The organism is Pseudolysinimonas kribbensis (genome assembly GCF_039531715.1).
Classification (GTDB): Bacteria; Actinomycetota; Actinomycetes; order Actinomycetales; family Microbacteriaceae; genus Pseudolysinimonas; species Pseudolysinimonas kribbensis.
Genome location: NZ_BAAAQO010000002.1, coordinates 664,534 through 690,462, shown reverse-complemented (window position 1 = coordinate 690,462; position 25,929 = coordinate 664,534). Strand labels below are relative to the sequence as shown.

At 70.0% G+C, this 25,929-nt stretch carries 26 protein-coding genes; 12 read left to right on the top strand and 14 right to left on the bottom strand.

What is annotated here, in order from left to right; genetic code table 11:
- Nucleotides 1-190 precede the first annotated feature (190 nt).
- The 6 genes from dnaB to ABD285_RS04010 all read right to left on the bottom strand — a co-directional run bounded on the left by dnaB (nucleotide 191) and on the right by ABD285_RS04010 (nucleotide 5,284).
- Nucleotides 191-1,573 carry a replicative DNA helicase gene (dnaB, locus tag ABD285_RS04035; RefSeq protein WP_344200523.1) on the bottom strand — a complete coding sequence of 461 codons (1,383 nt, stop codon included), beginning with the start codon at nucleotides 1,571-1,573 and terminating at the stop codon, nucleotides 191-193.
- Nucleotides 1,574-2,003: 430 nt separating this feature from the next.
- The gene (rplI, locus tag ABD285_RS04030) at nucleotides 2,004-2,456 is read right to left on the bottom strand and encodes a 50S ribosomal protein L9 (protein ID WP_284253996.1); all 453 of its coding nucleotides are present in this window, start codon (nucleotides 2,454-2,456) and stop codon (nucleotides 2,004-2,006) included.
- 9 nt (nucleotides 2,457-2,465) lie between these two features.
- Nucleotides 2,466-2,723, bottom strand: coding sequence for a 30S ribosomal protein S18 (gene rpsR, locus ABD285_RS04025; RefSeq protein WP_284253995.1), 258 nt, complete (start codon nucleotides 2,721-2,723; stop codon nucleotides 2,466-2,468).
- A 34-nt stretch (nucleotides 2,724-2,757) separates the two neighbouring features.
- Nucleotides 2,758-3,279 (bottom strand): single-stranded DNA-binding protein, encoded by a 522-nt coding sequence (locus tag ABD285_RS04020; protein ID WP_284253994.1) that lies wholly within the window; start codon nucleotides 3,277-3,279, stop codon nucleotides 2,758-2,760.
- 3 nt (nucleotides 3,280-3,282) lie between these two features.
- Nucleotides 3,283-3,714 carry a 30S ribosomal protein S6 gene (rpsF, locus tag ABD285_RS04015; RefSeq protein WP_425564960.1) on the bottom strand — a complete coding sequence of 144 codons (432 nt, stop codon included), beginning with the start codon at nucleotides 3,712-3,714 and terminating at the stop codon, nucleotides 3,283-3,285.
- A gap of 142 nt (nucleotides 3,715-3,856) precedes the next feature.
- The gene (locus ABD285_RS04010) at nucleotides 3,857-5,284 is read right to left on the bottom strand and encodes a CCA tRNA nucleotidyltransferase (protein WP_344200519.1); all 1,428 of its coding nucleotides are present in this window, start codon (nucleotides 5,282-5,284) and stop codon (nucleotides 3,857-3,859) included.
- A gap of 134 nt (nucleotides 5,285-5,418) precedes the next feature.
- Between ABD285_RS04010 and ABD285_RS04005 the strand changes: the two genes are divergently transcribed.
- The 6 genes from ABD285_RS04005 to ABD285_RS03980 all read left to right on the top strand — a co-directional run bounded on the left by ABD285_RS04005 (nucleotide 5,419) and on the right by ABD285_RS03980 (nucleotide 12,755).
- Nucleotides 5,419-7,287, top strand: coding sequence for a DUF6049 family protein (locus ABD285_RS04005; protein WP_344200516.1), 1,869 nt, complete (start codon nucleotides 5,419-5,421; stop codon nucleotides 7,285-7,287).
- Nucleotides 7,284-8,981, top strand: a complete 1,698-nt coding sequence (gene murJ / locus ABD285_RS04000; RefSeq protein WP_284253990.1) for a murein biosynthesis integral membrane protein MurJ — start codon at nucleotides 7,284-7,286, stop codon at nucleotides 8,979-8,981. The genes ABD285_RS04005 and murJ overlap by 4 nt, the downstream gene beginning before the upstream one ends.
- Before the next feature lie 64 nt (nucleotides 8,982-9,045).
- Nucleotides 9,046-10,020 carry a thioredoxin-disulfide reductase gene (gene trxB / locus ABD285_RS03995; protein WP_344200511.1) on the top strand — a complete coding sequence of 325 codons (975 nt, stop codon included), beginning with the start codon at nucleotides 9,046-9,048 and terminating at the stop codon, nucleotides 10,018-10,020.
- Between the two features lie 71 nt (nucleotides 10,021-10,091).
- Nucleotides 10,092-10,415, top strand: a complete 324-nt coding sequence (trxA, locus tag ABD285_RS03990) for a thioredoxin (protein ID WP_284255667.1) — start codon at nucleotides 10,092-10,094, stop codon at nucleotides 10,413-10,415.
- 65 nt (nucleotides 10,416-10,480) lie between these two features.
- A complete protein-coding gene (locus tag ABD285_RS03985; RefSeq protein ID WP_425564959.1) occupies nucleotides 10,481-11,791 on the top strand; it encodes an aminotransferase-like domain-containing protein in 1,311 nt (436 codons plus the stop codon).
- Between the two features lie 16 nt (nucleotides 11,792-11,807).
- Nucleotides 11,808-12,755 carry a D-alanine--D-alanine ligase family protein gene (locus tag ABD285_RS03980; protein ID WP_284253989.1) on the top strand — a complete coding sequence of 316 codons (948 nt, stop codon included), beginning with the start codon at nucleotides 11,808-11,810 and terminating at the stop codon, nucleotides 12,753-12,755.
- Nucleotides 12,756-12,813: 58 nt separating this feature from the next.
- On the opposite strand, the gene ABD285_RS03975 is transcribed toward ABD285_RS03980, so the two are convergent.
- The 8 genes from ABD285_RS03975 to rpmH form a co-directional block, all read right to left on the bottom strand.
- Complete coding sequence (locus ABD285_RS03975; RefSeq protein WP_284253988.1) at nucleotides 12,814-13,779, bottom strand: ParB/RepB/Spo0J family partition protein; 966 nt, start codon at nucleotides 13,777-13,779, stop codon at nucleotides 12,814-12,816.
- A complete protein-coding gene (locus tag ABD285_RS03970; RefSeq protein WP_284253987.1) occupies nucleotides 13,779-14,660 on the bottom strand; it encodes a ParA family protein in 882 nt (293 codons plus the stop codon). Before ABD285_RS03970 ends, ABD285_RS03975 begins: the two co-directional genes overlap by 1 nt.
- Nucleotides 14,661-14,808: 148 nt before the next feature.
- Nucleotides 14,809-15,477, bottom strand: a complete 669-nt coding sequence (rsmG, locus tag ABD285_RS03965) for a 16S rRNA (guanine(527)-N(7))-methyltransferase RsmG (RefSeq protein ID WP_284253986.1) — start codon at nucleotides 15,475-15,477, stop codon at nucleotides 14,809-14,811.
- Between the two features lie 6 nt (nucleotides 15,478-15,483).
- Nucleotides 15,484-16,023: a Jag family protein gene (locus ABD285_RS03960; RefSeq protein WP_425564958.1), complete on the bottom strand. Its 540-nt coding sequence runs from the start codon at nucleotides 16,021-16,023 to the stop codon at nucleotides 15,484-15,486.
- A gap of 59 nt (nucleotides 16,024-16,082) precedes the next feature.
- The gene (gene yidC, locus ABD285_RS03955; protein ID WP_284253985.1) at nucleotides 16,083-17,111 is read right to left on the bottom strand and encodes a membrane protein insertase YidC; all 1,029 of its coding nucleotides are present in this window, start codon (nucleotides 17,109-17,111) and stop codon (nucleotides 16,083-16,085) included.
- Between the two features lie 3 nt (nucleotides 17,112-17,114).
- Nucleotides 17,115-17,423 carry a membrane protein insertion efficiency factor YidD gene (yidD, locus tag ABD285_RS03950; protein ID WP_284253984.1) on the bottom strand — a complete coding sequence of 103 codons (309 nt, stop codon included), beginning with the start codon at nucleotides 17,421-17,423 and terminating at the stop codon, nucleotides 17,115-17,117.
- A complete protein-coding gene (gene rnpA / locus ABD285_RS03945; RefSeq protein ID WP_425564934.1) occupies nucleotides 17,420-17,722 on the bottom strand; it encodes a ribonuclease P protein component in 303 nt (100 codons plus the stop codon). The genes yidD and rnpA overlap by 4 nt, the downstream gene beginning before the upstream one ends.
- Before the next feature lie 27 nt (nucleotides 17,723-17,749).
- The gene (gene rpmH, locus ABD285_RS03940) at nucleotides 17,750-17,887 is read right to left on the bottom strand and encodes a 50S ribosomal protein L34 (RefSeq protein WP_096382907.1); all 138 of its coding nucleotides are present in this window, start codon (nucleotides 17,885-17,887) and stop codon (nucleotides 17,750-17,752) included.
- Nucleotides 17,888-18,157: 270 nt separating this feature from the next.
- Here rpmH and dnaA point away from each other — a divergent pair, with 270 nt between their 5' ends.
- The 6 genes from dnaA to gyrB all read left to right on the top strand — a co-directional run bounded on the left by dnaA (nucleotide 18,158) and on the right by gyrB (nucleotide 25,891).
- Nucleotides 18,158-19,603: a chromosomal replication initiator protein DnaA gene (gene dnaA / locus ABD285_RS03935; protein ID WP_425564933.1), complete on the top strand. Its 1,446-nt coding sequence runs from the start codon at nucleotides 18,158-18,160 to the stop codon at nucleotides 19,601-19,603.
- A 400-nt stretch (nucleotides 19,604-20,003) separates the two neighbouring features.
- Nucleotides 20,004-21,149, top strand: a complete 1,146-nt coding sequence (dnaN, locus tag ABD285_RS03930) for a DNA polymerase III subunit beta (RefSeq protein WP_344200485.1) — start codon at nucleotides 20,004-20,006, stop codon at nucleotides 21,147-21,149.
- Nucleotides 21,150-21,199: 50 nt separating this feature from the next.
- Nucleotides 21,200-22,102 (top strand): phosphogluconate dehydrogenase (NAD(+)-dependent, decarboxylating), encoded by a 903-nt coding sequence (gene gnd / locus ABD285_RS03925; protein ID WP_284253981.1) that lies wholly within the window; start codon nucleotides 21,200-21,202, stop codon nucleotides 22,100-22,102.
- Nucleotides 22,103-22,115: 13 nt separating this feature from the next.
- Nucleotides 22,116-23,258: a DNA replication/repair protein RecF gene (gene recF / locus ABD285_RS03920; protein WP_284253980.1), complete on the top strand. Its 1,143-nt coding sequence runs from the start codon at nucleotides 22,116-22,118 to the stop codon at nucleotides 23,256-23,258.
- Nucleotides 23,255-23,767 (top strand): DciA family protein, encoded by a 513-nt coding sequence (locus tag ABD285_RS03915; RefSeq protein WP_284253979.1) that lies wholly within the window; start codon nucleotides 23,255-23,257, stop codon nucleotides 23,765-23,767. Before recF ends, ABD285_RS03915 begins: the two co-directional genes overlap by 4 nt.
- Before the next feature lie 144 nt (nucleotides 23,768-23,911).
- Nucleotides 23,912-25,891, top strand: coding sequence for a DNA topoisomerase (ATP-hydrolyzing) subunit B (gene gyrB / locus ABD285_RS03910; RefSeq protein ID WP_344200480.1), 1,980 nt, complete (start codon nucleotides 23,912-23,914; stop codon nucleotides 25,889-25,891).
- Nucleotides 25,892-25,929: the final 38 nt, after the last annotated feature.

Sequence of the window (25,929 nt, the reverse complement as noted above, 5' to 3'; positions counted from 1 at the left end):
CCGGGCGGAGTGCCCTCCGGTGAAGGTGATCGCCAGCCCGAGGACGAGCGCGAGGGCGGCACGGGCGGCCGTCAGCATCCACGCCGCGACGCGCGGCCGATGCGGGGCGACGGCGGGCGCGGCGGACACGATCCTCAAGTGTACGGACGTGCCGCTGGGGGTCGGCCGCGAGGCCGGGCGTCCCGGTGCTCTAGACCCGCGACATGTCGCTGAAGCGCGAGTACATGCCGCTGAACGCCACGGAGATGGTGTCCTGCCGGCCGTTGCGGTGCTTCGCCACGATGAGGTCGGCCTCGCCGGCGCGCGGGTCGTCGCGCTCGAGGCCGGTCTCGCGGTGCAGCAGGATCACGATGTCGGCGTCCTGCTCGAGCGAGCCCGATTCACGCAGGTCGGACAGCGCGGGCTTCTTGTCGGCGCGCGCCTCGGCGTTGCGGTTGAGCTGCGAGAGCGCGACGACCGGCACGTCGAGCTCCTTGGCCAGCAGCTTGAGCGCCCGCGAGAACTCGCTGACCTCCTGCTGGCGGTTCTCGACCTTCTTGCCCGAGGTCATGAGCTGCAGGTAGTCGATGATGACGAGCTTGAGTCCGACGCGCTGGCTGAGGCGCCGGCATTTGGCCCGGATCTCGACGAGCGTCATGTTGGGGCTGTCGTCGATGAACAGCGGCGCGTCGGCGATCTCTCCGCGCGTGTTGGCCAGCCGCGCCCAGTCGCGCGGGTCCATGTTGCCCTTGCGCAACGTGTGCATCGGGATGGAGGACTCGGCCGCGAGCAGGCGCGTCGCGATCTCGCTGCGCCCCATCTCGAGCGAGAAGAACAGGGTCGGCATCTTCTTCGTGATGGTGGCCGACCGCGCGAAGTCGAGTGCGAGCGTCGACTTGCCGAGTCCGGGGCGGGCGGCGACGATGATCAGCTGGCCGCCGTGCAGGCCGTTGGTCAGCTCGTCGAGGTCCGCGAACCCGGTGGGCACCCCCGCCATCTCGCCGTCGCGTCCGCTCGCCAGCTCGATCTCGTCGACCGCGGTCTGGATCGCGTCGACGAGCGGCACGTAGTCCTCGGCCTCGACGCCGCCGGTCACGCCGTAGATCTCCGCCTGGGCGTTGTTGACGAGATCGACGACCTCCCCCTCGCTGGCGTAACCCATCTGCACGATGCGCGTGCCCGCCTCCACCAGGCGGCGCAGCACCGCCTTCTCGGCGACGATCGATGCGTAGAAGCCGGCGTTGGCGGCGGTCGGCACGAGGGCCGTGAGCGTGTGCAGGTACTCGGCTCCGCCGGCGCGCTGCAACTCCCCGCTCTTGGTGAGCTCATCGGTGACGGTGATGACGTCGGTGGGCTCGCCGTGCGAGTACAGGGTCAGGATCGCGTCGTAGACGAGCTCGTGCTTCGGGATGTAGAAGTCGACGCCGCGGACGGTCTCGATGACGTCGGCCACCGCGTCCTTGCTGAGCAGCATGCCGCCCAGAGCGCTCTGCTCGGCGAGCAGGTCGTGCGGCGGCGTCCGCTCGCCCTGCCAGGCCTCGCGCTCGGCGCGCTCCCCCCGGTCACCGGCAAGACCGAGATGGGCGATCGACATCGGGCGTTCCCTCCTGAGCTCATGCTGACGCCACCGACCATCCCAGCGACGACCGACACACGGGGGGCGCGCTCGGCGATCCCGCCCCCCGCGGGAGGTCGACCTGATCGGCGACGCCTCAACGTAGGGAGGCGCGGGCGAGGGGGACAAGCCGACCCTGTGGATAGATCTGTGCAGAATCGGCGCGAAACGCCGCACGTCGTGTGAAGAAGATGTGGACTCAGCTGTGGGAACTCGGCGATCTGTTCGTGTTCACACCTGTCTGACCAGGCATTTCGCCGTTCTCCCCCTGTGTGGAGAAAGAGGCCTACACCGCCGCTTGAAGCTTTGCCTCTTGACAAGTCGGCTGTGGACGGGTGAGCTCCGGACGACGCCGAAAGTGCAGAGCGGCGTCCCCCGGATGGGGGACGCCGCTCGCGATGTGACGGGTCTACTTCGCGGCCACCACGTCGAGGGTGATGGCGGCGACGACGTCCTCCCGCAGACGCACCGACGCCTCGTGCCGGCCGACGGCCTTGATGGGTGCGGCGAGCTCGATGGTCCGCTTGTCGATGCTGCCGATACCGGCAGCCGACACCGCATCGGCGATGTCCTCGGTCTTCACCGAGCCGAACAGGCGCCCCTCGCGACCGGCCTTGACGGTCAGCCTGACGGTCGTGTCCTCGAGCTTGGCCTTGAGCGACTGGGCCTCCTCGAGGGTCGCCAGCTCGCGCGCGGCGCGGGCCGCCTTGATCTGGTCGATCTGCTTCTCCCCGCCGCGGCTCCAGGCCACGGCGAAGCCCTGCGGGATGAGGTAGTTGCGGGCGTACCCGTTCTTGACCTCGACGACGTCACCGGCCGAACCCAGGCCGGAGACCTCGGAGGTGAGGATGAGCTTCGACATCCGTATCTCCTATCGTCCCGAGCCCGCGTACGGAAGGAGCGCCATCTCGCGCGCGTTCTTGACCGCGCGGGCGATGAGACGCTGCTCCTGCACGGAGACGCCGGTGATGCGACGGGCGCGGATCTTGCCGCGCTCCGAGACGAACTTGCGAAGGGTCGCGACGTCCTTGTAGTCGATCACGCCGACCTTGATGGACTTCGCCGGAGCGGCGTTCTTGCCGCCCTTGGGAACGCGCTTGCGGCGATCCCCGGTGCTCTTACCTGGCATGTGCTGTTGCTTTCTCTCTGCCCTGATCCGCGGATCAGAACGGGGTCTCGTCGTTGTAGTTCGCGCCGGGCGTGCTCCACACGTCGTCGGAGCCTCCGCCGGTCGAGCCGCTCGCGGCCCACGGCTCGTCGGCGACCGCGCCCTGCGGGCGTCCGCCGCCGGCCGCGCCACCCGCGCCGCCACCGGAGCCGCCCGAGGTGCGCGTCACCTGCGCGGTCGCGTAGCGCAGGCTCGGTCCGATCTCGTCGACCTCGAGCTCGATCGCGGTGCGCTTGTTGCCGTCGCGGTCGTCGTAGGAGCGCTGCCGGAGGCGGCCGGTCGCGACGACGCGGCTGCCCTTCGTCAGCGAGCCGGCCACGTGCTCCGCGAAGTCGCGCCAGCAGGACGCGCGGAGGAACAGCGCTTCGCCGTCCTTCCACTCGTTGGCCTGGCGGTCGAACGTGCGCGGCGTGGATGCGATCGTGAAGTTGGCGACGGCGAGCCCGCCCTGCGTGTAGCGCAGCTCGGGGTCGGCCGTCAGGTTGCCCACGACGGTGATGATCGTCTCGCCCGCCATGGCCTACTCGGCCTTCTCGTCCGCGGCGGCTGCGGCGGGCGCCGCGGGCGCGACCGGTGCGGCGGGCGCCTCGGCGGCGGCCTTGGCCGGCGCCTTCGCGGCGGCGGCGGCCTTGCGCTCGGCGCGCTTGGCCTCGTCGGCGGCGTGCGCGGCCACGCGGGCCACGGCCTCCTCGGCGCGCAGCACCTTCGTGCGCAGCACGGCCTCGGACAGCTTCAGCTGACGGTCGAGCTCCTGGGTCGCCGCGGACTCCGCGGTGAAGTTGACGACGGCGTAGATGCCCTCGCTCTTCTTCTGGATCTCATAGGCCAACCGGCGGCGTCCCCAGATGTCGACGTTGTCGATCGTGCCGCCATCGTTGCGGATGACGTTGAGGAACCGATCCAGGCTGGGGGCGACGGTGCGCTCATCGATCTCGGGATCGAGGATGACCATCAACTCGTACTGGTGCGTCACTAACCCACCTCCTCTGGACTAGAACGGCTGCAGACGATCTGCAGCAGGAGGGTATTGACACGGTCCGGCGCGGGCGGAGCCCGGCGGACAACCTGTCGAGTATAGGCGCCCGAGCGCGGTGTTAGCGAGCCGAGTACCACGCGCGAAGGCGGCGCTCCGCCTCCGCGGGGTCGAGCGGACCCTCGTCCAGGCGGGTCTCGAGGAGAAATCGGTACGCCTGACCGATGACAGGCCCCGGCCCGAGGTCCAGGATCCGCATGATCGCTTCGCCGTCCAGATCGGGCCGGATCGCCGCCAGCTCCTCCTCCTCGGCGAGCGCCGCGATCCGCTCCTCGAGGTCGTCGTAGGCGAAGCCGAGCCGGTCGGCCTTGCGGCGGTTGCGGGTCGTCACGTCGGCGCGCGAGAGGATGTGCAGCCGTTCGAGGAGGGGGCCGGCATCCCGCACGTAACGACGCACCGCGGAGTCGGTCCACGCACCGTCCGCGTAGCCGAAGAAGCGCAGGTGCAGCCGGATGAGCTCCGAGACGGCCTTGACGACGGCGTTGTCGAAACGCAGCTCGCGCAGTCGCTTCGCCGCCATCCGGGCGCCGAGCGCGTCGTGGTGGTGGAAGCTGACCGCTCCCCCCGGCTCGATCACCCGGGTCGCCGGCTTGCCGATGTCGTGCATCAGCACCGCGAGCCGCAGCACCAGGTCGGGGGCGTGCCCGCGGGCGCGCTCGAGCTCGATCGCCTGCTCGAGCGCCGTGAGGCTGTGCTCGTAGACGTCCTTGTGCCGGGCGTGCTCGTCGATCTCGAGCCGCAGGGCCGGAACCTCGGGCAGTACGAGGTCGGCGAGCCCGGTGTCGACGAGCAGCCGGATGCCGGTCACGGGCCGCGAGCTGAGCAGCAGCTTGGTGAGCTCGTCGCGCACCCGCTCCGCCGAGACGATCCCGATGCGATCCGCCAGGCGCTGGGCGGCCGCGAACGCCTCCGGGTCGAGCTGCGCGCCGAGCTGCGCCGCGAATCGCGCCGCGCGCATCATCCGCAGCGGGTCGTCGCCGAACGAGACCTCCGGCGGCGACGGCGTGCGCAGCCGGCCGGCGAGCAGGTCGTCGAGGCCGCCGGTCGGGTCGACCAGCCGCGGCTCCGGGCCGGGCGCGAGCACGAGCGCCATCGCGTTCATGGTGAAGTCGCGGCGCACGAGGTCGCCCTCGAGCGTGTCGCCGAAGGCGACGACCGGCTTGCGGGACTCGCCCGAGTAGGCGTCGCTGCGATAGGTCGTGATCTCGACGGTCGCGCCGCCGAGGCGCGCGCCGATGGTGCCGAACTCGCGGCCGACGTCCCAGTGCGCGTCGGCGAGCGGCGCGACGATCGCGAGGATCTCGTCGGGCCGAGCCGACGTCGTGAGGTCCAGATCCGACAGCTCGCGGTCCAGGAACGCGTCGCGCACCGAACCGCCGACGAGGGCGAGCTCCTGCCCGGCCGCGGAGAAAGCGTGGGACAACCCGGCGAGTTCCGGGGTGGATGCCAGCCCCCGCAACCGCTCCACGGCCGCCGCGACGCTCAGCATGGCCTCCATGCTCCCACAGCGGGCGAGGCCGATCGCGAGCGGCGCCCACCCCTGCAGCGGAGGTCCGCGCGAGGCGCGACTCCTACAATCGGGGTCATGTCCCCGGCGCTCGGAACGGCTCAGGCGTGCGCCTGATGCGCGGTGCCGGCCGATCCTGGGTCGCCGGCCTCGCCGCCGCCGGCGTCCTCGTCGCCGCGCTCGGCGGTCTCGGACCCGCCACGGCCGCGGGCCTGCGATCGGGTGCCGCGGGCGACGATCCCTCGGGCTCCTCCCCGGCCGAGCTGGCATCCGGGCGCACCCTCACGCCGGGCACGGGACCGGTCTCGATCGCGGTGATCGTGCCGATCACGATGCCGTCGAGCACCCGCGGAACCGGCCTCATCTCCGCCGACACGCTCGCCACCGACACGGGCCCGGCCGGCGTGCTCACCCGCCAGCTCGACGCTGTCAGCGGCACCGCCGCCGTGCTGGCGATCGATCCGATGATCGTCGCGTCGATCCGGGTGCTCGGCACGGCGGCGCCGGCGTCCGCGCGCGCCTGGCTCGAGCGCCTCGAGGCGCTGCCGAACGAGATGTTCCCGCTGGCATACGCCGACGCCGATCCCGGAGTCCTCGCCCACGCCACCGGGGGCCTGGCGCTGCTCGACCAGCTCGACTTCCGGTTCGCGATCGACCCGGGCCGCTTCGGGCCGGCGGCATCGCCCTCCGCGACGCCGACGCCGAGCGGGAGCCCGAGCGGCGGACCGGCGCCGCACGCGACGCCGACGACCCCCGCTGGCCCCCCGCCCCTCCCGACGGATGCCGACGTGCTCGCGGGCGACTACGTCACGACCGATGTCGCGTGGCCCGCGCCCGGAACCGTCTCGACCGCCGACCTCGGTCCGCTGCGCGACGCCGGGTTCCACTCGGTCCTGCTGAGCTCGCGCAACGTGTCGGCGACGACGACGGCACGGGTGCGGCTCGACGGGATCGACGGTCTGATCAGCGACGACGGGCTCAGCGAGATCGCCCGGCAGGCGGTCGAGTCGCTCGGCGACGCCGCGCTCCAGCAGGGCCTGCAGCGCCTCGACACCGCGCTCGACGGCATGGCCGCGGTCGCCCCGGGCCGGTCGGTGATCGCGACGCTGGACCGCGGGTGGTCGGTCGGCGCCACGCATGTGCACGAGCTGCTGCAGAACATCGACCAGGAGTCCTCGGCGCAGTCCGTCGGGCTGGCGGCGGTGCTCGCCGGCCCGGCCGCCGATGCGAAGGTCGTCGACGGATCGGTGCCCGCCGCCGGCGCCGCACTCGTGGGCGAGGTGGTCGGCACCGTCGCCCCCGAAGCGGCGTTCGCCACCATCGCCGGGGACCAGGCCACGAAGATCACCGCACCACGGCGACTCCAGCTGCTGTCGACCATGTCGGTCGCGTGGGTCGAGTCGGCCACCGGATGGGCCGAGCGCCTGCAGAGCTACCTCGCGTCATCGTCCGCTCTGCTCGCGAAGGTGAAGATCGTCCACGGCAGCAGCGTGCTGGTCACGGCCGCCAATACGACCATCCCGGTGACCGTCAGCAACGCGCTGTCGGTGCCGGTCACGGTGCTCGTGAACGTCGCACCCCGCCGGGCGACCCTGCACGTCGGCGGCGCCGATGTCCAGCTCAAGATCGAGCCGGATGCGACCGCCCGCGCCCTGGTGCCCGCCCAGGCGATCAGTCCGGGAACCGTGCTCGCGACCATCTCCCTGCACAGTGCCGCGGATCCCTCGGTGGCGATCGGGGCGCGCGACACGATGACGGTCAACCTCCGCCCGTCGTGGGAGGGCATCGGCACCGGGGTGATCGTCGTGCTGCTCGCGCTGGTCTTCGGCGGCGGCATCGTGCGCCAGGTGCTGCGGCGCCGCCGGAACCGTGCGGCGAGCGTCGACAACGACGACAAGGCCCCGGGCGACGACGACCCGGGCGACGGCCCTGCCACGGACGCCGCTCCGGATGCCGCGCCCCACGACCCCGGGTCCCGGACGTGACCGCCCCGCCCCCGCTTCCGGGCTCCCCGGCGGCGCCGCCCGCGCGCATGGGCCGTGCCTCGGCGCTGCTCGCCTCCGGCACGATCGTGTCGCGCGTGCTGGGGTTCCTGAGCGCCTTCGCGCTGACCACCGTCATCGGTCTGAACAACCAGGGCGCGAACGCCTTCGCCGTCGCGAACACGCTGCCCAACAACATCCTGCCGCTCGTCTCCGGCGGACTCCTCAGCGCGACCCTGGTGCCGGCGATCGTCCGCGCCGCCCGCCACGCCGACGGCGGTGACGTGTTCGTCAGCCGGTTGATCACGCTCGGGACCACCGCGTTCCTCGTCGTCACGCTCGTCGCCGTCGGGCTGGCGCCCGTGCTCGTCGGGATCTACACCGCGGGCGGCGGCGGCAACGCGCTCGCCGGCGCCGGCGTACAGCTCACCCTGGCGATGTCGTTCTGGTGCCTGCCGCAGCTGTTCTTCTACGCCCTCTTCGCCCTGCTCGGCGAGGTGCTGAACGCCCGCGGGGTCTTCGGGCCGGTCACGTGGGTGCCGGCGATCAACAACATCGTCGTCATCGCGAGCCTCGTGCTGTTCTGGGCGCTGTTCGGCAACGACCACGTCGAGCGAACGGCCGGCACCTGGACGCCCGCGCAGGTCGCCGTCCTCGCCGGCGGCGCCACGCTCGGGGTGATCGTGCAGTGCATCGCACTCGCGTTCTTCTGGCGTCGCACGGGCCTGCGATTCCGCATCGACTTCCGCTGGCGCGGGCTCGGCACGGTGGGCCGGATCGGCGCGTGGACCTTCGGCATGGTGCTCATCAGCCTGGTCGCGGGCATCGTGCAGACCAACATCGCGCTGACCGCGGGAGCAGACGACGCGTCCGCCGCGGTCCTGAAGACGGCGTGGCTCATCTACGTGCTGCCGCACTCGATCATCGCCCTGTCGATCGCGACCGCCTACTACAGCCGGATGAGCGCCCACGCCCGCGACGGACGCCTCGCCGACATGCGCGCGGATGTCTCGGCGTCGCTGCGGCAGATCGGCCTGCTCGTGACGGGCGCCGCGGTCGCGCTCGCGGTCGCCGCCGTCCCGTTCGCCGCCTTCTTCTCGCACACCCGCGGCGAGCTCACCGGCACCGCCTTCGTGCTGCTTGGGTACCTGCCCGGGCTCGTGCCGTTCGGCATCCTGTACGTGCTGCAGCGCGCGTTCTTCGCCCTCGCCGACACCCGCACGCCGTTCTGGATCCAGCTGCTGCAGGGCGTGCTGTTCTGCGGGCTGGCATGCACGATGCTCGCGGCGCCGGGCGAGTGGGTCGCGGCCGGCATCGCGCTCGCGACGACGGTCGCGGGCTTCGTGCAGACGCTCGTCTCCGCCCTCGTGCTGCGGCGCCGGATGGGCGGGATCGACGGCGGTCGGCTGCTGCGCCGTCTCGGCGTGTTCGCGCTCGCCACCATCCCGGCCGCGCTGGTCGGCCTGGCCGTGCTCGCTGCGCTGGGCGGCCTCGACCTGTCGCAGGGGATCGCCGCGGGTCACGGATTCGCCGCCGGTCTCGGATTCACCGCCGCCTCACGGGGTGCAGCCTTCGTGAGCGTCCTCGTCGTCGGCGGGGTCACCGCCCTCGTGTACCTCGCCGTGCTCGCGGCGCTCCGGGTGCCCGAGCTGCGCGACCTGCTCGCGCCGGTGCGCCGGATCCTGCGCCGGGGATGAGCCGGGGCGCGGGAACATCCCGTGCCTACGATGTGTTGTACTCCCCAGCACTACGGAGGCTTCCATGCGGCAGGTCATCATCATCGGCTCGGGCCCGGCTGGCTACACGGCGGCGATCTACGCCGCGCGCGCGAATCTCAAGCCGCTCGTGATCGCGAGCTCGGTCGACTTCGGCGGCGAGCTCATGAAGACGACCGAGGTCGAGAACTTCCCCGGCTTCCCCGACGGCATCATGGGGCCGGACCTCATGATCCAGATGCAGAACCAGGCCGAGCGGTTCGGCGCCGAGATCGTCTACGACGATGTCGTGGAGCTCTCGCTCGCGGGCGAGGTCAAGACCGTGAAGCTCGGCAACGGCGACGTGCACGAGGCGCTGACCGTCATCTATGCGACGGGGTCGGCGTATCGCAAGCTGGGTCTCGAGGACGAGACGCGGCTCTCGGGCTACGGCGTCTCGTGGTGCGCCACCTGTGACGGCGCGTTCTTCCGCCAGAAGAAGGTCGCGGTCGTGGGCGGCGGCGACTCGGCGCTCGAGGAGGCCACCTTCCTCACCCGGTTCGCCGACGTCGTGTACCTCGTGCACCGTCGCGACGAGCTGCGCGCCTCCGTCGCGATGCAGGACCGCGCGAAGGCGGATCCGAAGATCCGGTTCGTCTGGAACAAGGAGGTCGCCCACATCTACGGCGACGAGAAGGTCACCGGCGTGGGCCTGGTCGACACGGTCGACGGGTCGGAGACCACGCTCGACGTGAGCGGTCTGTTCGTGGCGATCGGCGCCGACCCGCGCACGCACCTCGTGCACGGCCAGCTCGATCTCACGCCCGAGGGGACGATCGCCGTGCAGGGCCGCACCTCCAAGACGAATCTGCCGGGCGTCTTCGCGGCGGGCGACGTCATCGACCCCACCTACAAGCAGGCGGCGACCGCGGCCGGCTCGGGCGTCGTGGCGGCCCTCGACGCCGAGCACTACCTCGCGGCCCTGCCGAAGGAGCTGCTCGCCCGGGCCGAGGGGGCGGCTCCCGTCGCCGTGCCGGCCTGACGATCGCCGACCGGAATACGGACGCCGCCGGCGGCGTTGTCTCAGCAGGTTCGTTTCAGGAAGAAGGACAGATGAGTGCCAAGGAAGTGACCGACGCGACCTTCGAGGCCGACGTCCTGCAGTCCGAGAAGCCGATCATGGTCGACTTCTGGGCGGAGTGGTGCGGGCCGTGTCGCGCGGTGTCGCCCATCCTCGACAAGATCGCGGAGGAGAACTCCGACAGGCTCCAGATCGTCAAGCTCAACGTCGACGACAATCCGGAGACCGCGATGAAGTACGGCATCACCTCGATCCCCGCGATGAAGGTGTTCAAGGGCGGCGAGGTCGTCAAGACCGTCATCGGCGCCAAGCCCAAGCCCGCCCTCGAGGCGGACCTCGCGGAGTTCCTCGCGTAGCCAATCCGGCATCGGCGGCCTCGTCCCCTCTCGGGGGCGGGGCCGTTTGGTCGTTGGCGGCTACCCTGGGTCGGGTGACCCAGCAGCAGGGCAACAACCTCGACCCCTGGTACGACAGCTACGCCGAGCGCACCGCCGGCCTCGCCGCCTCCGAGGTGCGCGCCCTGTTCGCCGTCGCCAGCCGGCCCGAGGTGGTCTCCCTCGCCGGCGGTATGCCGTACGTCTCGGCCCTGCCCCGGCAGCTCGTCGAGACCGCCGTGGAGCGCACGGTGCGCGAGCACGGTCCGGTCGCGCTGCAGTACGGATCGGGTCAGGGGATGCCGCGCCTGCGCGAGCAGATCCTCGAGGTCATGGCGCTGGAGGGCATCCGGGGCAGCGTCGACGATGTCGTCGTGACCACCGGATCGCAGCACGCGCTCGAGCTGATGGCGAAGCTCTTCCTCGATCCCGGCGACGTCGTGATCGCCGAGGGACCGAGCTACGTCACGGCGATCACCGTGTTCAAGAGCTTCCAGGCCGAGATCGTGCACGTCGAGATGGACGAGGGCGGTCTCGTGCCCGAGGCCCTGCGCGCGACGATCGTGCGTCTTCGCGAGGCGGGCCGTCGCATCAAGCTGCTCTACACGGTGCCGTCGTTCCACAACCCGATGGGCGTGACCCTCAGCTGGCAGCGCCGCATGGAGGTGCTCGAGATCGCCCGGGACGCCGGCATCCTGGTGCTCGAGGACAACCCCTACGGACTGCTCTACTTCGATCAGGCGCCCCCGCAGGCGATGCGCTCGATCGAGGAGGACGGCGTCGTCTATCTGGGCACGTTCTCGAAGACCCTCGCTCCCGGCCTCCGGGTCGGCTGGGCCCTGGCGCCGCACGCGATCCGCGAGAAGCTCGTGCTCGCCAACGAGGCGGCGGTGCTCTCCCCGAGCTCGTTCTCGCAGCACGTCATCTCCGAGTACCTCGACACGGCCGACTGGCGCGGTCAGATCGACACGTTCCGCGGCGTCTACCGCGAGCGCCGCGACGCGATGCTCGCCGCGCTCGCCGAGCACCTCCCCGGCCTGCGCTGGACGGTGCCGAACGGCGGGTTCTACGTGTGGCTGCGCCTGCCCGAGCAGCTGGACTCGAAAGCGATGCTGCCCCGCGCCGTGAAGGAGCTCGTGGCGTACACGCCCGGCACGGCCTTCTACGCGGACGGCGGTGGGCGCGACGCCATGCGGCTCTCGTTCTGCTACCCCACTCCGGATTTCATCCGCGAGGGCGTCCGACGTCTCGCCGCCGTCATCAGCGGCGAGCTGACGCTGCTCAACGAGTTCGCGCAGACCCAGCCGCTGCCGGCGCACCCCGAGCGACAGAGCGTGCTGCCGCCCAACGTCGGCTGACCCGGAGCCCTTCGCCATGACCGAACTGCACCGCGTCGTCGTGCTCGCGGGCGGCATCTCGCACGAGCGCGACGTGTCGCTGCGCTCCGGCCGTCGCGTCGCCGACAGCCTCCTCGAGCACGGGCTGCACGTCGAGCTCGTCGATCCGGATGCCACCCTCCTCGCCGCGCTCCGGGCCGACCCGCCCGACGTGGTCTGGCCCGCCCTGCACGGCGCGAGCGGGGAGGACGGCGCCCTGCGCGGGCTGCTGGAGTTCCTCGGCATCCCGTTCGTCGGATCGCTCTCCGACGCGGCCCGCCTCGCGTGGGACAAGCCGACCGCCAAGGCGATCGTCGCCCGCGCCGGGGTCGCCACCCCGAGGTCCATCACGCTCGGGCGCGACGCGTTCCGTGAGCTCGGCGCGAACGCGGTCTTCGAGGCGATCGCCGACGAGCTCCCGGTGCCGCTCGTGGTCAAGCCCGCGCGCGGCGGCTCGGCGCAGGGCGTGACCATCGTCGAGGACCGCGCCGGGCTGCCGCGCGCGATGGTGGACGCCTACACCTATGGGGATGTCGCGCTCGTCGAGCAGCGGATCACCGGCACCGAGATCGCGATCGGCATCATCGACACCGGCGACGGCCCGGTCGCCCTGCCGGCGGTCGAGATCGAGCCGCTCTCGGGCGTCTACAGCTTCGAGGCCCGCTACAACGCGGGTGAGACCCGCTTCTACGTGCCGGCGCGCATCGACCGGGGCGTCGCCGCGGCCGCAACCGAGGCCGCTCTCACCGCTCACCGGGCGCTGGGGCTCCGGCACCTCTCCCGGGTCGACCTCATCATCGACGGCGCCGGGACCGCCTGGTTCCTCGAGGCGAACGTGCTGCCGGGTCTCACCGAGACCTCGCTCCTGCCGCAGGCGCTGGAGGCGGCCGGGCACGATCTCGGCTGGGTCTACGCGGAGCTCGCGCGCGCAGCACTCCGCTCGTAGCATCCGCGGTGGCGGTCGCGCAGTAAGAAAGACCGAGGCACGTAACCGGCATTCCCAGTTATCCGCCGAAGCCGTCTTCGCCGAGCTCCCCGAGAATACGGTTGAGGTCGCCGACCGTCGCGAACTCGATGGTGAGCGTGCCCTTGCTCGCCCCGAGCGCGATCCGCACCCGGGTGTCGAGCCGATCGCCGAGGCGTTCCGCGATCTCGTCGAGCTGACCCTGACGACGACCCTTGGTCGGCTTCGGCGCCGCGCCCGGTCTCGTCGGCTTCGTGAGCGACACCGCCGCCTCCGCCGCGCGCACCGACAGGTCCTCGTTGACGATCTTGTCGGCGAGCCGCTGCATGGCATCCGGCTCCCCCGCGGCGAGGATCGCCCGCGCGTGACCGGCGCTCAGGACGCCCGAGGCGACGCGGCGCTGGATCGGCTCCGGCAGCCGCAGCAGCCGCAGGGTGTTCGTGATCTGCGGACGCGATCGCCCGATCCGCGTGGCCAGTTGCTCCTGAGTGATGCCGAAGTCCGCGAGCAGCTGCTGGTAGGCCGACGCCTCTTCGATCGCGTTCAGCTGAGCGCGATGCAGGTTCTCGAGCAGAGCGTCGCGCAGCATGGCGTCGTCCGCCGTGTCGCGCACGATGGCGGGGATGCTCGGCAGCCCGGCGATCTTGGTCGCGCGCAACCGGCGCTCGCCCATGATCAGCTCGTAGTGCGCCTCGCCGGCCCCCGCGTCGGAACGGGGCCGGACCACGACCGGCTGCAGGACGCCGAACTCGCGGACCGAGACGACGAGCTCGTCGAGCGCCTCCTGGTCGAACTCCGTGCGCGGCTGCTGCGCATTGGGAACGATGTCGGCGGGATCCAGGCTGACGAGCCGCGCGCCGGGGACGTTGACCAGACCGTCCGCGGTGTCCGCGGCGAAGAACACGTCGACCGGCCGCTCGGTCGAGGGTCGCCGACCCTGCTCCTCGGCGGTCGGGATCAGGGCACCGATCCCGCGGCCGAGGCCGGTGCGCTTCGCGGCAGCCATCAGCGGCCTCCTCGTCGGGCGATCTCGGCCGCCGCCTCGCGATACGAGAGCGATCCAGGCGAGTTGGCGTCGTAACTGATCACACTCTGGCCATAGCTCGGGGCCTCCGAGATCCGCACCGACCGCGGGATGAGCGTGTTGAGCACCTGCTCGGGGAAGTGCTGGCGCACCTCCTCGACCACCTGGTTCGCCAGGTTCGTGCGCGAGTCGTACATCGTGAGGAGGATCGTCGAGACATCGAGGGCCGGGTTCAGGTGGTGCTGGATCAGCTGGATGCTGTTCAGCAGCTGGCTGAGCCCTTCCAGCGCGTAGTACTCGCACTGGATGGGGATGAGCACCTCGCGCGCCGCGACGAACGCGTTGATGGTCAGCAGCCCGAGCGAGGGCGGGCAGTCGATGAGCACGTAGTGCACGTCGTGATCGAGCAGGTACGCGTCGAGGGCGCTGCGCAGACGCTGTTCGCGGGCCACGAGTGAGACGAGTTCGATCTCGGCGCCCGCGAGATGGATGGTCGCCGGTACGCACGTCAGGCCGGGGAACTCGGGGCTCGACTGCACGACATCCGCCAGGGGCACGTCGCTCACGATGACGTCGTACACGCTCGCGGTCTCCGACCGGTGCTCGACGCCGAGCGCCGTGGACGCGTTCCCCTGCGGATCCAGGTCGATCACCAGCACCTTCGCACCGGATTGCGCGAGCGCCGCCGCGAGGTTGACCGTGGTGGTCGTCTTGCCGACGCCGCCCTTCTGGTTCGAGACCGTGATGATCCTCGTCGCCTCCGGCAACGGGAGCACCTGCTCGGCGAGCAGCGTGCGCCGGCGGGCGATGTCTGCGACCTCGGAGGCGAGGGGCGTTCCCCCATCGAGTCGTTCGCCGCTCACCGGGCTCCGTCCGTCGTCATTCGTCGAGGTTTCACGTGAAACACCGCGGTCCGGGTCGCCCGCGGAACCAGACAACTGTACCCGCGTGCTTCGACCGGCAGCCGCGGCCGTCGTCGTCCGGTGGAGGCCCGGTCCTGTGGGAAAGGAGTCATCCCACGCTCGCTCGGAAGACGCGGGTCGTCTCGGTCCCGAGCCCGGCGCCGAGCTCGAGCACCTCGACGTCACGCAGCCGAGCCGCCGCGATCGCCTTCCGTGCCGCGGTCAGCTCTTCCGCCACACGGGCGCCCTTCATGAGGAGCAGCTCGCCCTCCGCCCGGACCAGGGGCGCGGTCAGCGGGATGAGGGTCCGCAGAGCCGCCACCGCCCGCGCGGTGACCTGGTCCAGCGCGAGGTCGCTGATGTCCTCGGCGCGCGCCCTCAGCACCTCGACATTGGCGAGCCCGAGCCGCTCGGCCTCGTCGCGCAGCCATTCGGTGCGCCGCTCCATCGGTTCGATGAGCACGATGTGCACGTCCGGCCGGGCGATCGCGAGCACGATGCCCGGCAGGCCGGCGCCGCTGCCCACATCTCCCACCCGCCCGGGACGAAGGAGCGGGGCGAGCAGGACGCAGTTGAGAAGATGCCGGCTCCAGAGCCGGGACAGCTCCTGCGGCCCGATGAGTCCCAGCTCCTCGCCACGACGAGTCAGCTGTCCCGCATAGCTCCGCGCCCGCTCGATCCCGGCCCCGAACAACTGCGCCGCGACAGCGGGCTCCGGCTCGGATTCCGGCGCCGATGTTTCACGTGAAACGCCCCGGTCGGGCAGGTGGGCCGACATGCCGCGTCAGGCGCGGGTGATGACCGTATGCCGGTCGCGACCCTCGCCCTCCGACTCCGACACGAGGCCCCGCTCCGCAACCAGATCATGCACGATCTTGCGCTCATAGCTCGACATCGGGGGGAGCGAGGCGGATGCCGCACCCTCCTCGAGGCGCGCGACCGCGCGGTCCACGAGGGCGGCGAGCTCACCCGCGCGCGTATCGCGGGAGCCGCCGATGTCGAGGATCAGACGCGAGAACCGGCCCGTGCGGTTCTGCACGGCGAGCCGGGTGAGTTCCTGGACCGCCGCCACGGTGTCCGGCTTCGACAGCACGCTCAAGTCGGAGCTGTCGGAGGCGGTCACCGAGACGTAGGCGCGACCGGAGCGAGCGTCGATGTCGATGTCGCCGTCGAGGTCGGCGATGTCGAGCAGCTCCTCGATGTAGTCCGCGGCGATGTCGCCCTCGTCGATGAGCTCCTGCTCGGAGGGCTCCGCCGACGTGCTCGGTCCGGCCGGCTCCTCCGCCCACGTCTCGGCGAGCTCGGCCTGCTCGGCGGTGTTCATCGCCTGGTCGTCAGTCGGCTGCATCGCCGACTGCTCCTGCTGGGTCGCATCCGACATCGTCAGCGGCCGCCCTTCTTCTTGCGGTTCTTGCTCGTCGGCTGCTGCCGCTGAGTGGTCTCCCGTTTCGGCGCGGCGCTCGGGCCGTCCGCAGCGGCCTCGAGGGCGATGCCGCCCGGTCCGTCCGGGTCCTCCCCGCGGGCAAGCGCACGAGCGTGCGCCTTCCGGGCGAGTCGCGCCTCCCGAGCGAGGGCGGCCTCACTGCCGGGGGTCGGCAGGTTCCGGATGACGAGGTACTGCTGCACGAGCGTCCACACGTTCGAGGTCAGCCAGTAGAACATCGCGCCGATCGGGAAGGCGAAGCCGGAGAAGATGAAGATGAGCGGCAGGACGTAGAGCAGCATCCGCTGCTGGCGGTACATCGGGCTCGCCTTGGTCTCCGGCGACATGTTCTTGGACACCAGCTGGAGCTGCGTGAAGAACTGCGAGCCCGTCATGAGCACGACGATCACCGCGGCGATGATGACCACGACCCATTCGGTGCCCCACGCCGTCTGGATGCTGTCCTTCAGCGGCGCGACGCCGAACAGGTTGGCGCGGTAGAGGCTTTCGACCAGGTCCTTGGAGAACAGGCCGACGCCGGCGTGGAAGTGCCCCTGGGCATCAGGCTTCGCCTCGTTGAGCGTCGGCAGCAGGCTGAAGAAGACCGGCATCTGGATCAGCAGCGGGAGGCAGGAGCTCAGCGGGTTGGTACCCGCCTTCTTGTACATCTCCATGGTCTCGCGCTGCATCGCCTCGCGGGAGAACTGGTCGCGCTTGCCCTTGTACTTGTCCTGGATCTTCTTGAGCTGCGGCGCGATCTCCATCATCTTGCGCTGGCTCTTGATCTGACGGACGAAGACCGGGATGAGCGCAGCCCGGACGATCACGGTCAGACCCACGATGGAGAGCACCCAGGTCAGGCCGGCATCGCCGTCCATCCCGAACACGTTCTCGAAGACCCAGTGGAACCCCACGAGGATCGCCTCGATCACCCACTTGATGGGCGTGAGGACCGTGCCGATCCCGTTGATGATGCCGTTGAGGTCCACGTGTCAGCCCTTTCCGTGGCCCGTCGCGACGACGAAGCCGAAGTCCGTGATGCGGTAGCGCGGCACCCGGCGCTGGGGAACGTCGTCGACGCCGCCCTTCGCCCAGGGGTGGCAGCGAGCGATCCGCCAGGCGCCCAGGGCGACGCCCGCGATCACCCCGTGCCGCTGGATCGCCTGCAGAGTGTATGCGGAGCAGCTGGGGTAGTACCGACAGACGTCCCCGTACAGCGGAGAGATGACCGCCCGGTACCCGCGCAGGATGAGCACGCAGGCGTTGCGCGGCAGCAGCCAGAGGAACTCGAGCACGATCATCGCGCGAGCTCCGCCCGCATCCGGCCCGACAGCTCGCTCCAGCTCAATTGCGCCGAGCCCGGCAGCGCCCGCACCACCACGTCCTCGCCGGCGCGCCCGGCATCCACCAGCTCGCGCCCGACCGCGCGCATACGGCGACGCAGCCGATTCCGCTCGACGGCGCCACCGACGGCCCGGGAGACGATGAACCCGAAACGCAATGGTTGGCCGTCGCGGGCGAGTCGGTAATAGACGACCTCAGGCGTGGCGTGCCGACGGCCCCGACGGACGGCGGCGCGGAACTCGTCCGCCGTGGTCACGCGATTGGCCTTGGCGAGCACCGCGAATCAGGCGGAGAGCTCGCTGCGCCCCTTGCGACGACGGGCGGCGAGGATCGCGCGGCCGGCGCGGGTGCGCATGCGCAGACGGAAACCGTGCACCTTGGCACGGCGCCGGTTGTTGGGCTGGAAGGTTCGCTTGCTCATGCTGATATCTCCGGAGATCCGGCCATCGAAGCGACCGGGAAAGAACGTGGACGGCGACCAGCCGTCGTGGTCAACTGATTAAAAGTAGGGCGTCCGGCCCGGTCGGTCAAACGCGGGCAGGCACAAACCTCTATTCTCCACAGCCTGGGGAATTCTGCTTGCTCGCCACGCCCGTGCCGGAACTAAGGTTGTCGTCAGCCGCCCAGGGGGAAAGCGGTCACGCGGCGTTCCTCCACAACGGCGCGCGCAGGGGATAACCCTGTGGAGAACATGACGCCCCGAAGCGAGACGAGCGCGATGACCGACACCGCCGATCCGACCCAACGGCTGTGGAGCACCGTTCTCACCCAGCTGGACTCGGACGAGCGGATCACGCCGCAGCTGCACGGCTTCATCAACCTCGTGGAGCCCAAGGGCGTGCTCGCCGGAACGCTCTATCTCGAGGTGCCGAACGAGCTCACGCGCGGCATGCTCGAGCAGCGCATCCGCGTTCCCCTCCTGAACGCGCTCACCTCCCTCGACGACGACCAGGAGGTCTCCAACTTCGCGATCGTCGTCAATCCCGAGATCCAGCCCTCTGTGCTGCAACCCGCCCCCGACCCCGGACCGTTCGAGTCGGCGTCGGTCGACGCGACGCCGACTCCTCCGCCGCTCGACGCCGGTCGGCGCGGGGACTCGCGCCTGAACCCGAAATACAACTTCGACAACTTCGTCATCGGCGGATCCAACCGGTTCGCGCATGCCGCCGCCGTCGCCGTGGCCGAGGCGCCGGCCAAGGCCTACAACCCGCTCTTCATCTACGGCGACTCCGGGCTCGGCAAGACCCACCTTTTGCACGCCATCGGCCACTACGCCGAGCGGCTCTACCCCGGCATCCGGGTGCGCTACGTGAGCTCCGAGGAGTTCACCAACGACTTCATCAACTCGATTGCCAACAACCGCGCCTCAGCCTTCCAGGCCCGCTACCGCGAGATCGACATCCTGCTGATCGACGACATCCAGTTCCTGCAGCGCGCGGTGGAGACGCAGGAGGCGTTCTTCCACACCTTCAACACACTGCACGATCACAACAAGCAGGTCGTGATCACCAGCGACGTCGCTCCGAAGCACCTCACCGGCTTCGAGGACCGGATGCGGTCGCGCTTCGAGTGGGGCCTCATCACCGACGTGCAGGCGCCCGACCTCGAGACGCGCATCGCGATCCTGCGCAAGAAGGCGCAGAGCGAGAAGCTCCAGGTGCCCGACGACATCCTCGAGTTCATGGCGACGAAGGTCTCGTCGAACATCCGCGAGCTGGAGGGGACCCTGATCCGGGTGACCGCCTTCGCGAGCCTGAACCGGACGCCCGTCGATCTCCAGCTCGTCCAGACCGTGCTGAAGGACATCATCACGCTCGACGAGGACAACGTGATCTCGCCGGTCGACATCATCAACCACACTGCCGACTACTTCAAGCTCACCGTCGACGACCTCTACGGCTCCAGCCGGTCGCAAGCGGTCGCCACCGCGCGCCAGATCGCGATGTACCTGTGCCGCGAGATGACGAACCTCTCGCTGCCCAAGATCGGGCAGCTCTTCGGCAACCGCGACCACACGACCGTCATGTACGCGAACAAGAAGATCAGCGAGCTCATGAAGGAACGGCGCTCGATCTACAACCAGGTCACCGAGCTGACGAGCCGGATCAAGCAGAACCAGCGCTACAACAAGCTCTGAGGGCTGCCCCCCGATCGGGGGCCTGGACATCCGCGACCGGATCGCGCTGATTGCACAGATTGTGCATAACCTGTGGAAAACGCCGAGCCGCCATGCGGACGACTTGTTGATGGCGCGCCGTCGCGCTGTGGAATCCGGCCGGTCGGGATCGCCCGCCATCGCGCCGACCGCCCCCTCGTCCACGCCCAGCCCACATCTCACACGCGTGTAGTTCCCTGCTGCGGCCTGACGATCGGACCGTTGTCCACAGTGCCCACAGGCGTTAAGAGGATTAAGACCTCTTCTTCCCTCTCTCCGGGCCACAACCTTCCCCATGCCCACCGGGCCGCCGCTCTTGCTGTGCCAGGATCGGAGTGGGAGTATCGACGCCCGCCCGTCGTGACGACAAGGAGTCGCCTTCGTGAAGTTCCAGGTCAACAGGGACGTCTTCAGCGAGGCCGTGTCGTTCGCCGTTCGTCTGCTTCCGCAGCGCACCACCCAGCCGATCCTCAGCGGCATCCTGCTCGAGGCATCCGACGGCGCGCTGGTGCTGTCGTCCTTCGACTACGAGGTCTCCTCCCGCACCGAGGTCTCAGCGGATGTCGAGGAGCCGGGCACCGCACTCGTCTCCGGTCGACTGCTGGCCGACATCGCGAGCCGGCTTCCGAACGCCCCCGTGCAGTTCTCGACCGATGAGGGCCGGATCGCCGTGCGGTGCGGCTCCGCCAAGTTCACGCTGCTGAGCATGCCCGTCGAGGAGTATCCGACGCTGCCCCAGGTCGACGAGCGCACGGGCGTGGTGCCGGCGGAGGAGTTCGCCGACGCCGTGGCCCAGGTCACCGTCGCCGCCTCCCGCGACGACGTGACCCCCGTCATCACGGGTGTGCAGCTCGAGGTCGGCGAGACCTCGCTCTCCCTGGTCGCGACCGACCGCTATCGCGTCGCCGTTCGCGACATCGACTGGGATGGCGGAACCACCTCCAGCGCCGGCACGGCGGCGCTCATCCCGGCCCGCACCCTCTCCGAGGTCGGCAAGACGTTCGCCCACAGCGGCACGGTCGCGGTGTCGATCGTGCGCGGCGACGACCGCGAGCTCATCGCATTCAGCGCCGACAAGCGCACCGTCACCTCCCTGCTCATCAAGGGCAACTTCCCCCCGGTGAAGCGCCTGTTCCCGGAGCAGGTCGACAACTACGCGGTGCTCACCACCTCCGAGCTCATCGAGTCGGTGCGTCGTGTGTCACTCGTCCTGGAGCGCGAGGCCGCGTTGCGGTTCAGCTTCTCGATCGACGGACTGGCTCTCGAGGCGGCGGGGTCGGAGCAGGCCCAGGCGCAGGAGACGATCGAGGCCCACCTGCACGGCGAGGACACCGTGGTCTCGCTCAAGCCGTCGTTCCTCCTCGACGCGTTGCAGGCAGTTCACTCGGAGTTCGTGCGGATCTCGTTCACCAAGACCGAGAATCCCAACAAGCCGGGGCCCGTGCTCATCACGAGTCAGTCGTCGAAGGACCAGCCGGGCGCGGACAACTACAGGTACCTGCTCCAGCCGAACCTGCTGCTGCGCTGACCGACGTCCCGCCGGCCGCTTCATCCACCGCCGAACTTCAGGGAGAAGTCATGCACATCGGACTCGTCGGACTCGGCCGGATGGGCAACAACATGCGCCAGCGGCTGCGCGATCACGGCATCGAGGTCACCGGTTACGACCCGAACCCGGCGGTCACGGATGTTCCCGACCTCGCCGCCCTCGCCGCTGCTCTGCCCACCCCGCGCGTCGTGTGGGTCATGGTGCCCTCGGGCGCCGTCACCACGAGCGTCATCAACGACATCGCGGCGGTGCTGGAGGACGGCGATCTGGTGATCGACGGGGGCAACTCGAAGTACACCGTCGACAAGCCGCACGCCCACAAGCTCGGGGAGAAGGGCATCCACTTCGCGGACTGCGGTGTCTCCGGCGGGGTCTGGGGTCTGGCCAACGGCTACGGGCTGATGGCCGGCGGCGACAAGGCCGACATCGAACGGGCCATGCCCGTCTTCGACGCCCTGCGTCCGGAGGGCCCGCGCGAGGAGGGATTCGTCCATGTGGGCCCGGTCGGCGCCGGGCACTACGCGAAGATGGTGCACAACGGCATCGAATATGCCCAGATGCAGGCGCTCGCCGAGGGCTACGAGCTCATGGATGCCAACAAGGACCTGATCCACGACGTCGCGGGGGTCTTCGAGGCATGGCAGCGGGGCACCGTGGTGCGCAGCTGGCTGCTCGAGCTGCTGGTCAAGGCGCTCAAGGCCGACCCCGAGTTCCAGGACATCCGTGGATACGTCGACGACTCGGGTGAGGGCCGCTGGACCATCCAGGAGGCGCTGGATCACGCGGTCCCGCTGCCGACGATCAGCGCGTCGATCTACGCCCGCTTCGTCTCGCGGCAGACGGACTCCCCCGCGATGAAGGCGGTCGCCGCCCTGCGCAACCAGTTCGGCGGGCATGCGGTGAAGGCCGCCGTGGACGGCGCCGGCTCGTGACGGACCGCGGGACGTGATCGTCGCGCACCTCGGTCTGACCGACTTCCGCAACTACGCCGCGGCCGACCTCGAACTGGCCGGCGGTCCGAACGTCTTCGTCGGGCGCAACGGGCAGGGCAAGACGAATCTCGTCGAGGCCCTCGGGTACCTCAGCACGCTCGGATCGCATCGGGTCTCGACCGATCAGGCCCTCATCCGCACCGGGAGCGATGCCGCGATCGTCCGTGCGCGGCTCGAGCACGGCGGCCGCGATGTGCTGATCGAGCTGCAGATCAACCGTTCGGGTGCGAATCGCGCCCAGGTGAACCGGGTCGCGACCAAGCCGCGCGAGCTGCCGCGGTACATCACGACCGTCCTGTTCGCGCCCGAGGATCTCGTGCTCGTGCGCGGTGAGCCATCCGCCCGCCGCCGGTTCCTCGACGAGCTGCTCGTGCAGACCGCGCCCCGCTTCGCGGGGGTGATCGCCGACTACGAGCGCGTGCTCAAACAGCGCAACTCGCTTCTCAAGTCCGCGCGCGGGGTGCGGAACCCGGAGCTCTCCACCCTCGAGCTGTGGGACGAGCGTCTGGTGGAGCTGGGTGCCGAGATCATCGACGCGCGCGCCGATCTCACTCAGCGACTCGCGCCCGAGGTGGCGGCCGCGTACACGCGGATCGCCGGTGACGAGCACCGCGCCGAACTCGGCAACGCGCTCAGCATCCTGTCGGATGCGGTGGACGAGGAGGTGAGCGACCCGGCGAGCGCGCGACTGGAGCGGCCCGCGATCGCGGAGGCGTTCCGCGCGGCACTGGTCCGGTTGCGCCGGGCGGAGCTCGAGCGCGGGCTCACGCTGGCCGGCCCGCATCGCGACGATCTCGTGCTCATGCTCAACGGCCTTCCGGCCCGCGGGTACGCCAGTCATGGTGAGTCGTGGTCGTTCGCGCTCGCGCTGCGGCTCGCGTCGGCCGCCGTCCTGCGGCTCGACTCGCCGCTCGGGGATCCGATCATCATCCTCGACGACGTGTTCGCCGAGCTCGACGAGACCCGGCGCGGGCAGCTCGCCGCCGCGGTCGGCGAGTACGAGCAGGTCCTCGTGACCGCCGCTGTCGTCTCCGACGTGCCGCCCGAGTTCGCCGGCCGAATGGTGCGGATCGAGGCCGGGGCGGTGCTGGAGTGATCCGCCGGGCCGAGGAGGGCGAGCCGGTTCCCGAGCACGTGGCGGTGTTCCGTCATTTCCGCGATGTGTTCGGTGAGCCCGGCATGCGCGGCGCGGACGCCCGGCGCCGTCGCCGCGCGGCACGCGAGGAGGGCACCGTGCCGTACGGTCCCGGACGCGAACCCCGAGGCATCCTCGACGTCGTGGACGATCTCACCTCCTCGCGTGGCTGGGAGTCCCCGCTCGCGGAGGCCGTGCTGCTGGCGTCGTGGGGCGACATCATCGGCGCGGACAACGCGGCCCACACCACACCGATCGCGATCGAGCAGGGATTGCTCACCGTGCGCTGCGAGTCGAACAGCTGGGCCACCCAGCTGCGCAGCATGCGCATGCAGGTCGTCGCCAAGATCGAGGAGCGACACCGCGCGGCCGGCATCTCCGATGTTCGGTTCATCGGACCGGACGCCCCCTCGTGGAATCACGGTCTGAGAAAGGTCCCAGGGCGCGGTCCACGCGACACCTACGGCTGACAGGGCAAATCAGGTAGACGAACGCCCGAAAGGCCCTCAGATCGGCGCGCAACCCGATTTCGGGACCCCCACTGAGGTAGAATCGGAAGACCGTCGCGGCCACTTCGCGCGCGGTCCGATTCCCCGGCAGGAGCCACCGCCTCGATGTCCTCCACTTCTCCGAGCACCACGTCCGACGACTCGTATGGCGCATCCGACATCCAGGTGCTCGAAGGGCTCGAGGCCGTGCGCAAGCGCCCCGGGATGTACATCGGATCCACCGGCCCGCGCGGCCTGCACCACCTCGTGCAGGAGATCGTCGACAACTCGGTCGATGAGGCGCTCGCCGGCTACGCGACCCACATCGAGGTGACGATCCTCCCGGACGGCGGCGTTCGCGTCGTCGACGACGGTCGCGGCATCCCGGTCGACGAGCACCCCACCGAGAAGACCTCGTCGCTGCAGGTCGTCATGACGATCCTGCATGCGGGCGGAAAGTTCGGCGGCGGCGGCTACGCGGTGTCCGGCGGACTGCACGGCGTCGGCAGCTCCGTCGTCAACGCGCTGTCCAAGCGACTCACGGTCGAGGTGCGCCGTCAGGGCTACGTGTGGACGCAGTCCTACACCGACGGTGTTCCGGATGCCCCGGTCGCCCGCGGCACGACGTCGACCGAGACCGGCACGACGACCACGTTCTGGCCGAGCGCCGACATCTTCGAGACCGTCGACTTCGACTATGAGACTCTGCGCACCCGGTTCCAGCAGATGGCGTTCCTCAACAAGGGCCTGCGGATCGCGCTGACCGACGAGCGCCCGGCCGAGGAGGGGGTGGACGGCGAGCAGCGCTCCGACGTCTTCTTCTACGAGCGCGGCCTGGTCGACTACGTGGAGTTCCTCAACTCGGCCAAGAAGACCGAGGTCATCCATCCCGAGGTCATCGACTTCAACGCCGAGGACACCGAGCGCACGATGTCGCTCGAGGTGGCCATGCAATGGACGAACGCGTACTCCGAGTCGGTGCACACCTACGCCAACGTCATCAACACCCACGAGGGCGGCACGCACGAGGAGGGATTCCGCGCGGCGCTCACGACCCTCGTCAACCGCTACGCCCGCGAGAAGAACCTGCTCAAGGAGAAGGACGAGAACCTCTCCGGCGACGATGTGCGCGAAGGGCTGACCGCGGTCATCTCGATCAAGCTCGCCGAGCCGCAGTTCGAGGGTCAGACCAAGACCAAGCTCGGCAACACGGAGGCGAAGTCGTTCGTGCAGCGGGTGGTCGGGCAGGAGCTCGGCGACTGGTTCGAGCGCAACCCCACGCAGGCACGCGACGTGATCCGCAAGGCGATCCAGGCGGCCACCGCCCGCATTGCCGCGCGCAAGGCGCGCGAGCAGACCCGGCGCAAGGGTCTGCTCGAGGGCGGCGGCATGCCCGGCAAGCTCTCCGACTGCTCGAGCAAGGACCCGTCGCGCAGTGAGATCTTCCTCGTCGAGGGCGACTCGGCCGGCGGCTCGGCCAAGACGGGGCGCGATCCGGAGACGCAGGCGATCCTGCCGCTGCGGGGCAAGATCCTGAACGTCGAGAAGGCACGGCTCGACCGGGCCCTCGCCAACGCCGAGATCCAGGCCATGATCACCGCCTTCGGAACGGGCATCGGCGAGGACTTCGACGGCGAGAAGGCGCGCTACCACAAGATCGTGCTGATGGCGGATGCCGACGTCGACGGCCAGCACATCACGACGCTGCTGCTCACGCTGCTGTTCCGCTACATGCGGCCGCTCATCGAGATGGGCTACGTCTACCTCGCCCAGCCGCCGCTGTACCGATTGAAGTGGACGAACTCCGACGACGAGTACGTGTACTCGGATCGCGAGCGCGACGCGCTGCTGACCGCGGGGCTCGCGGCGGGCAAGCGGCTGCAGAAGGACAACGGCGTGCAGCGATACAAGGGCCTCGGCGAGATGAACCACCAGGAGCTGTGGGAGACCACGATGAACCCCGACACCCGCACGCTCGGTCAGGTCACCCTCGAGGATGCCGCCATCGCGGACGGGATCTTCTCCACGCTCATGGGTGACGACGTCGAGCTGCGCCGACAGTTCATCCAGCAGAACGCCAAGGACGTCCGCTTCCTGGATATCTGACAAACAGACATCTGAGGACACCGGACGAGGGGACACGC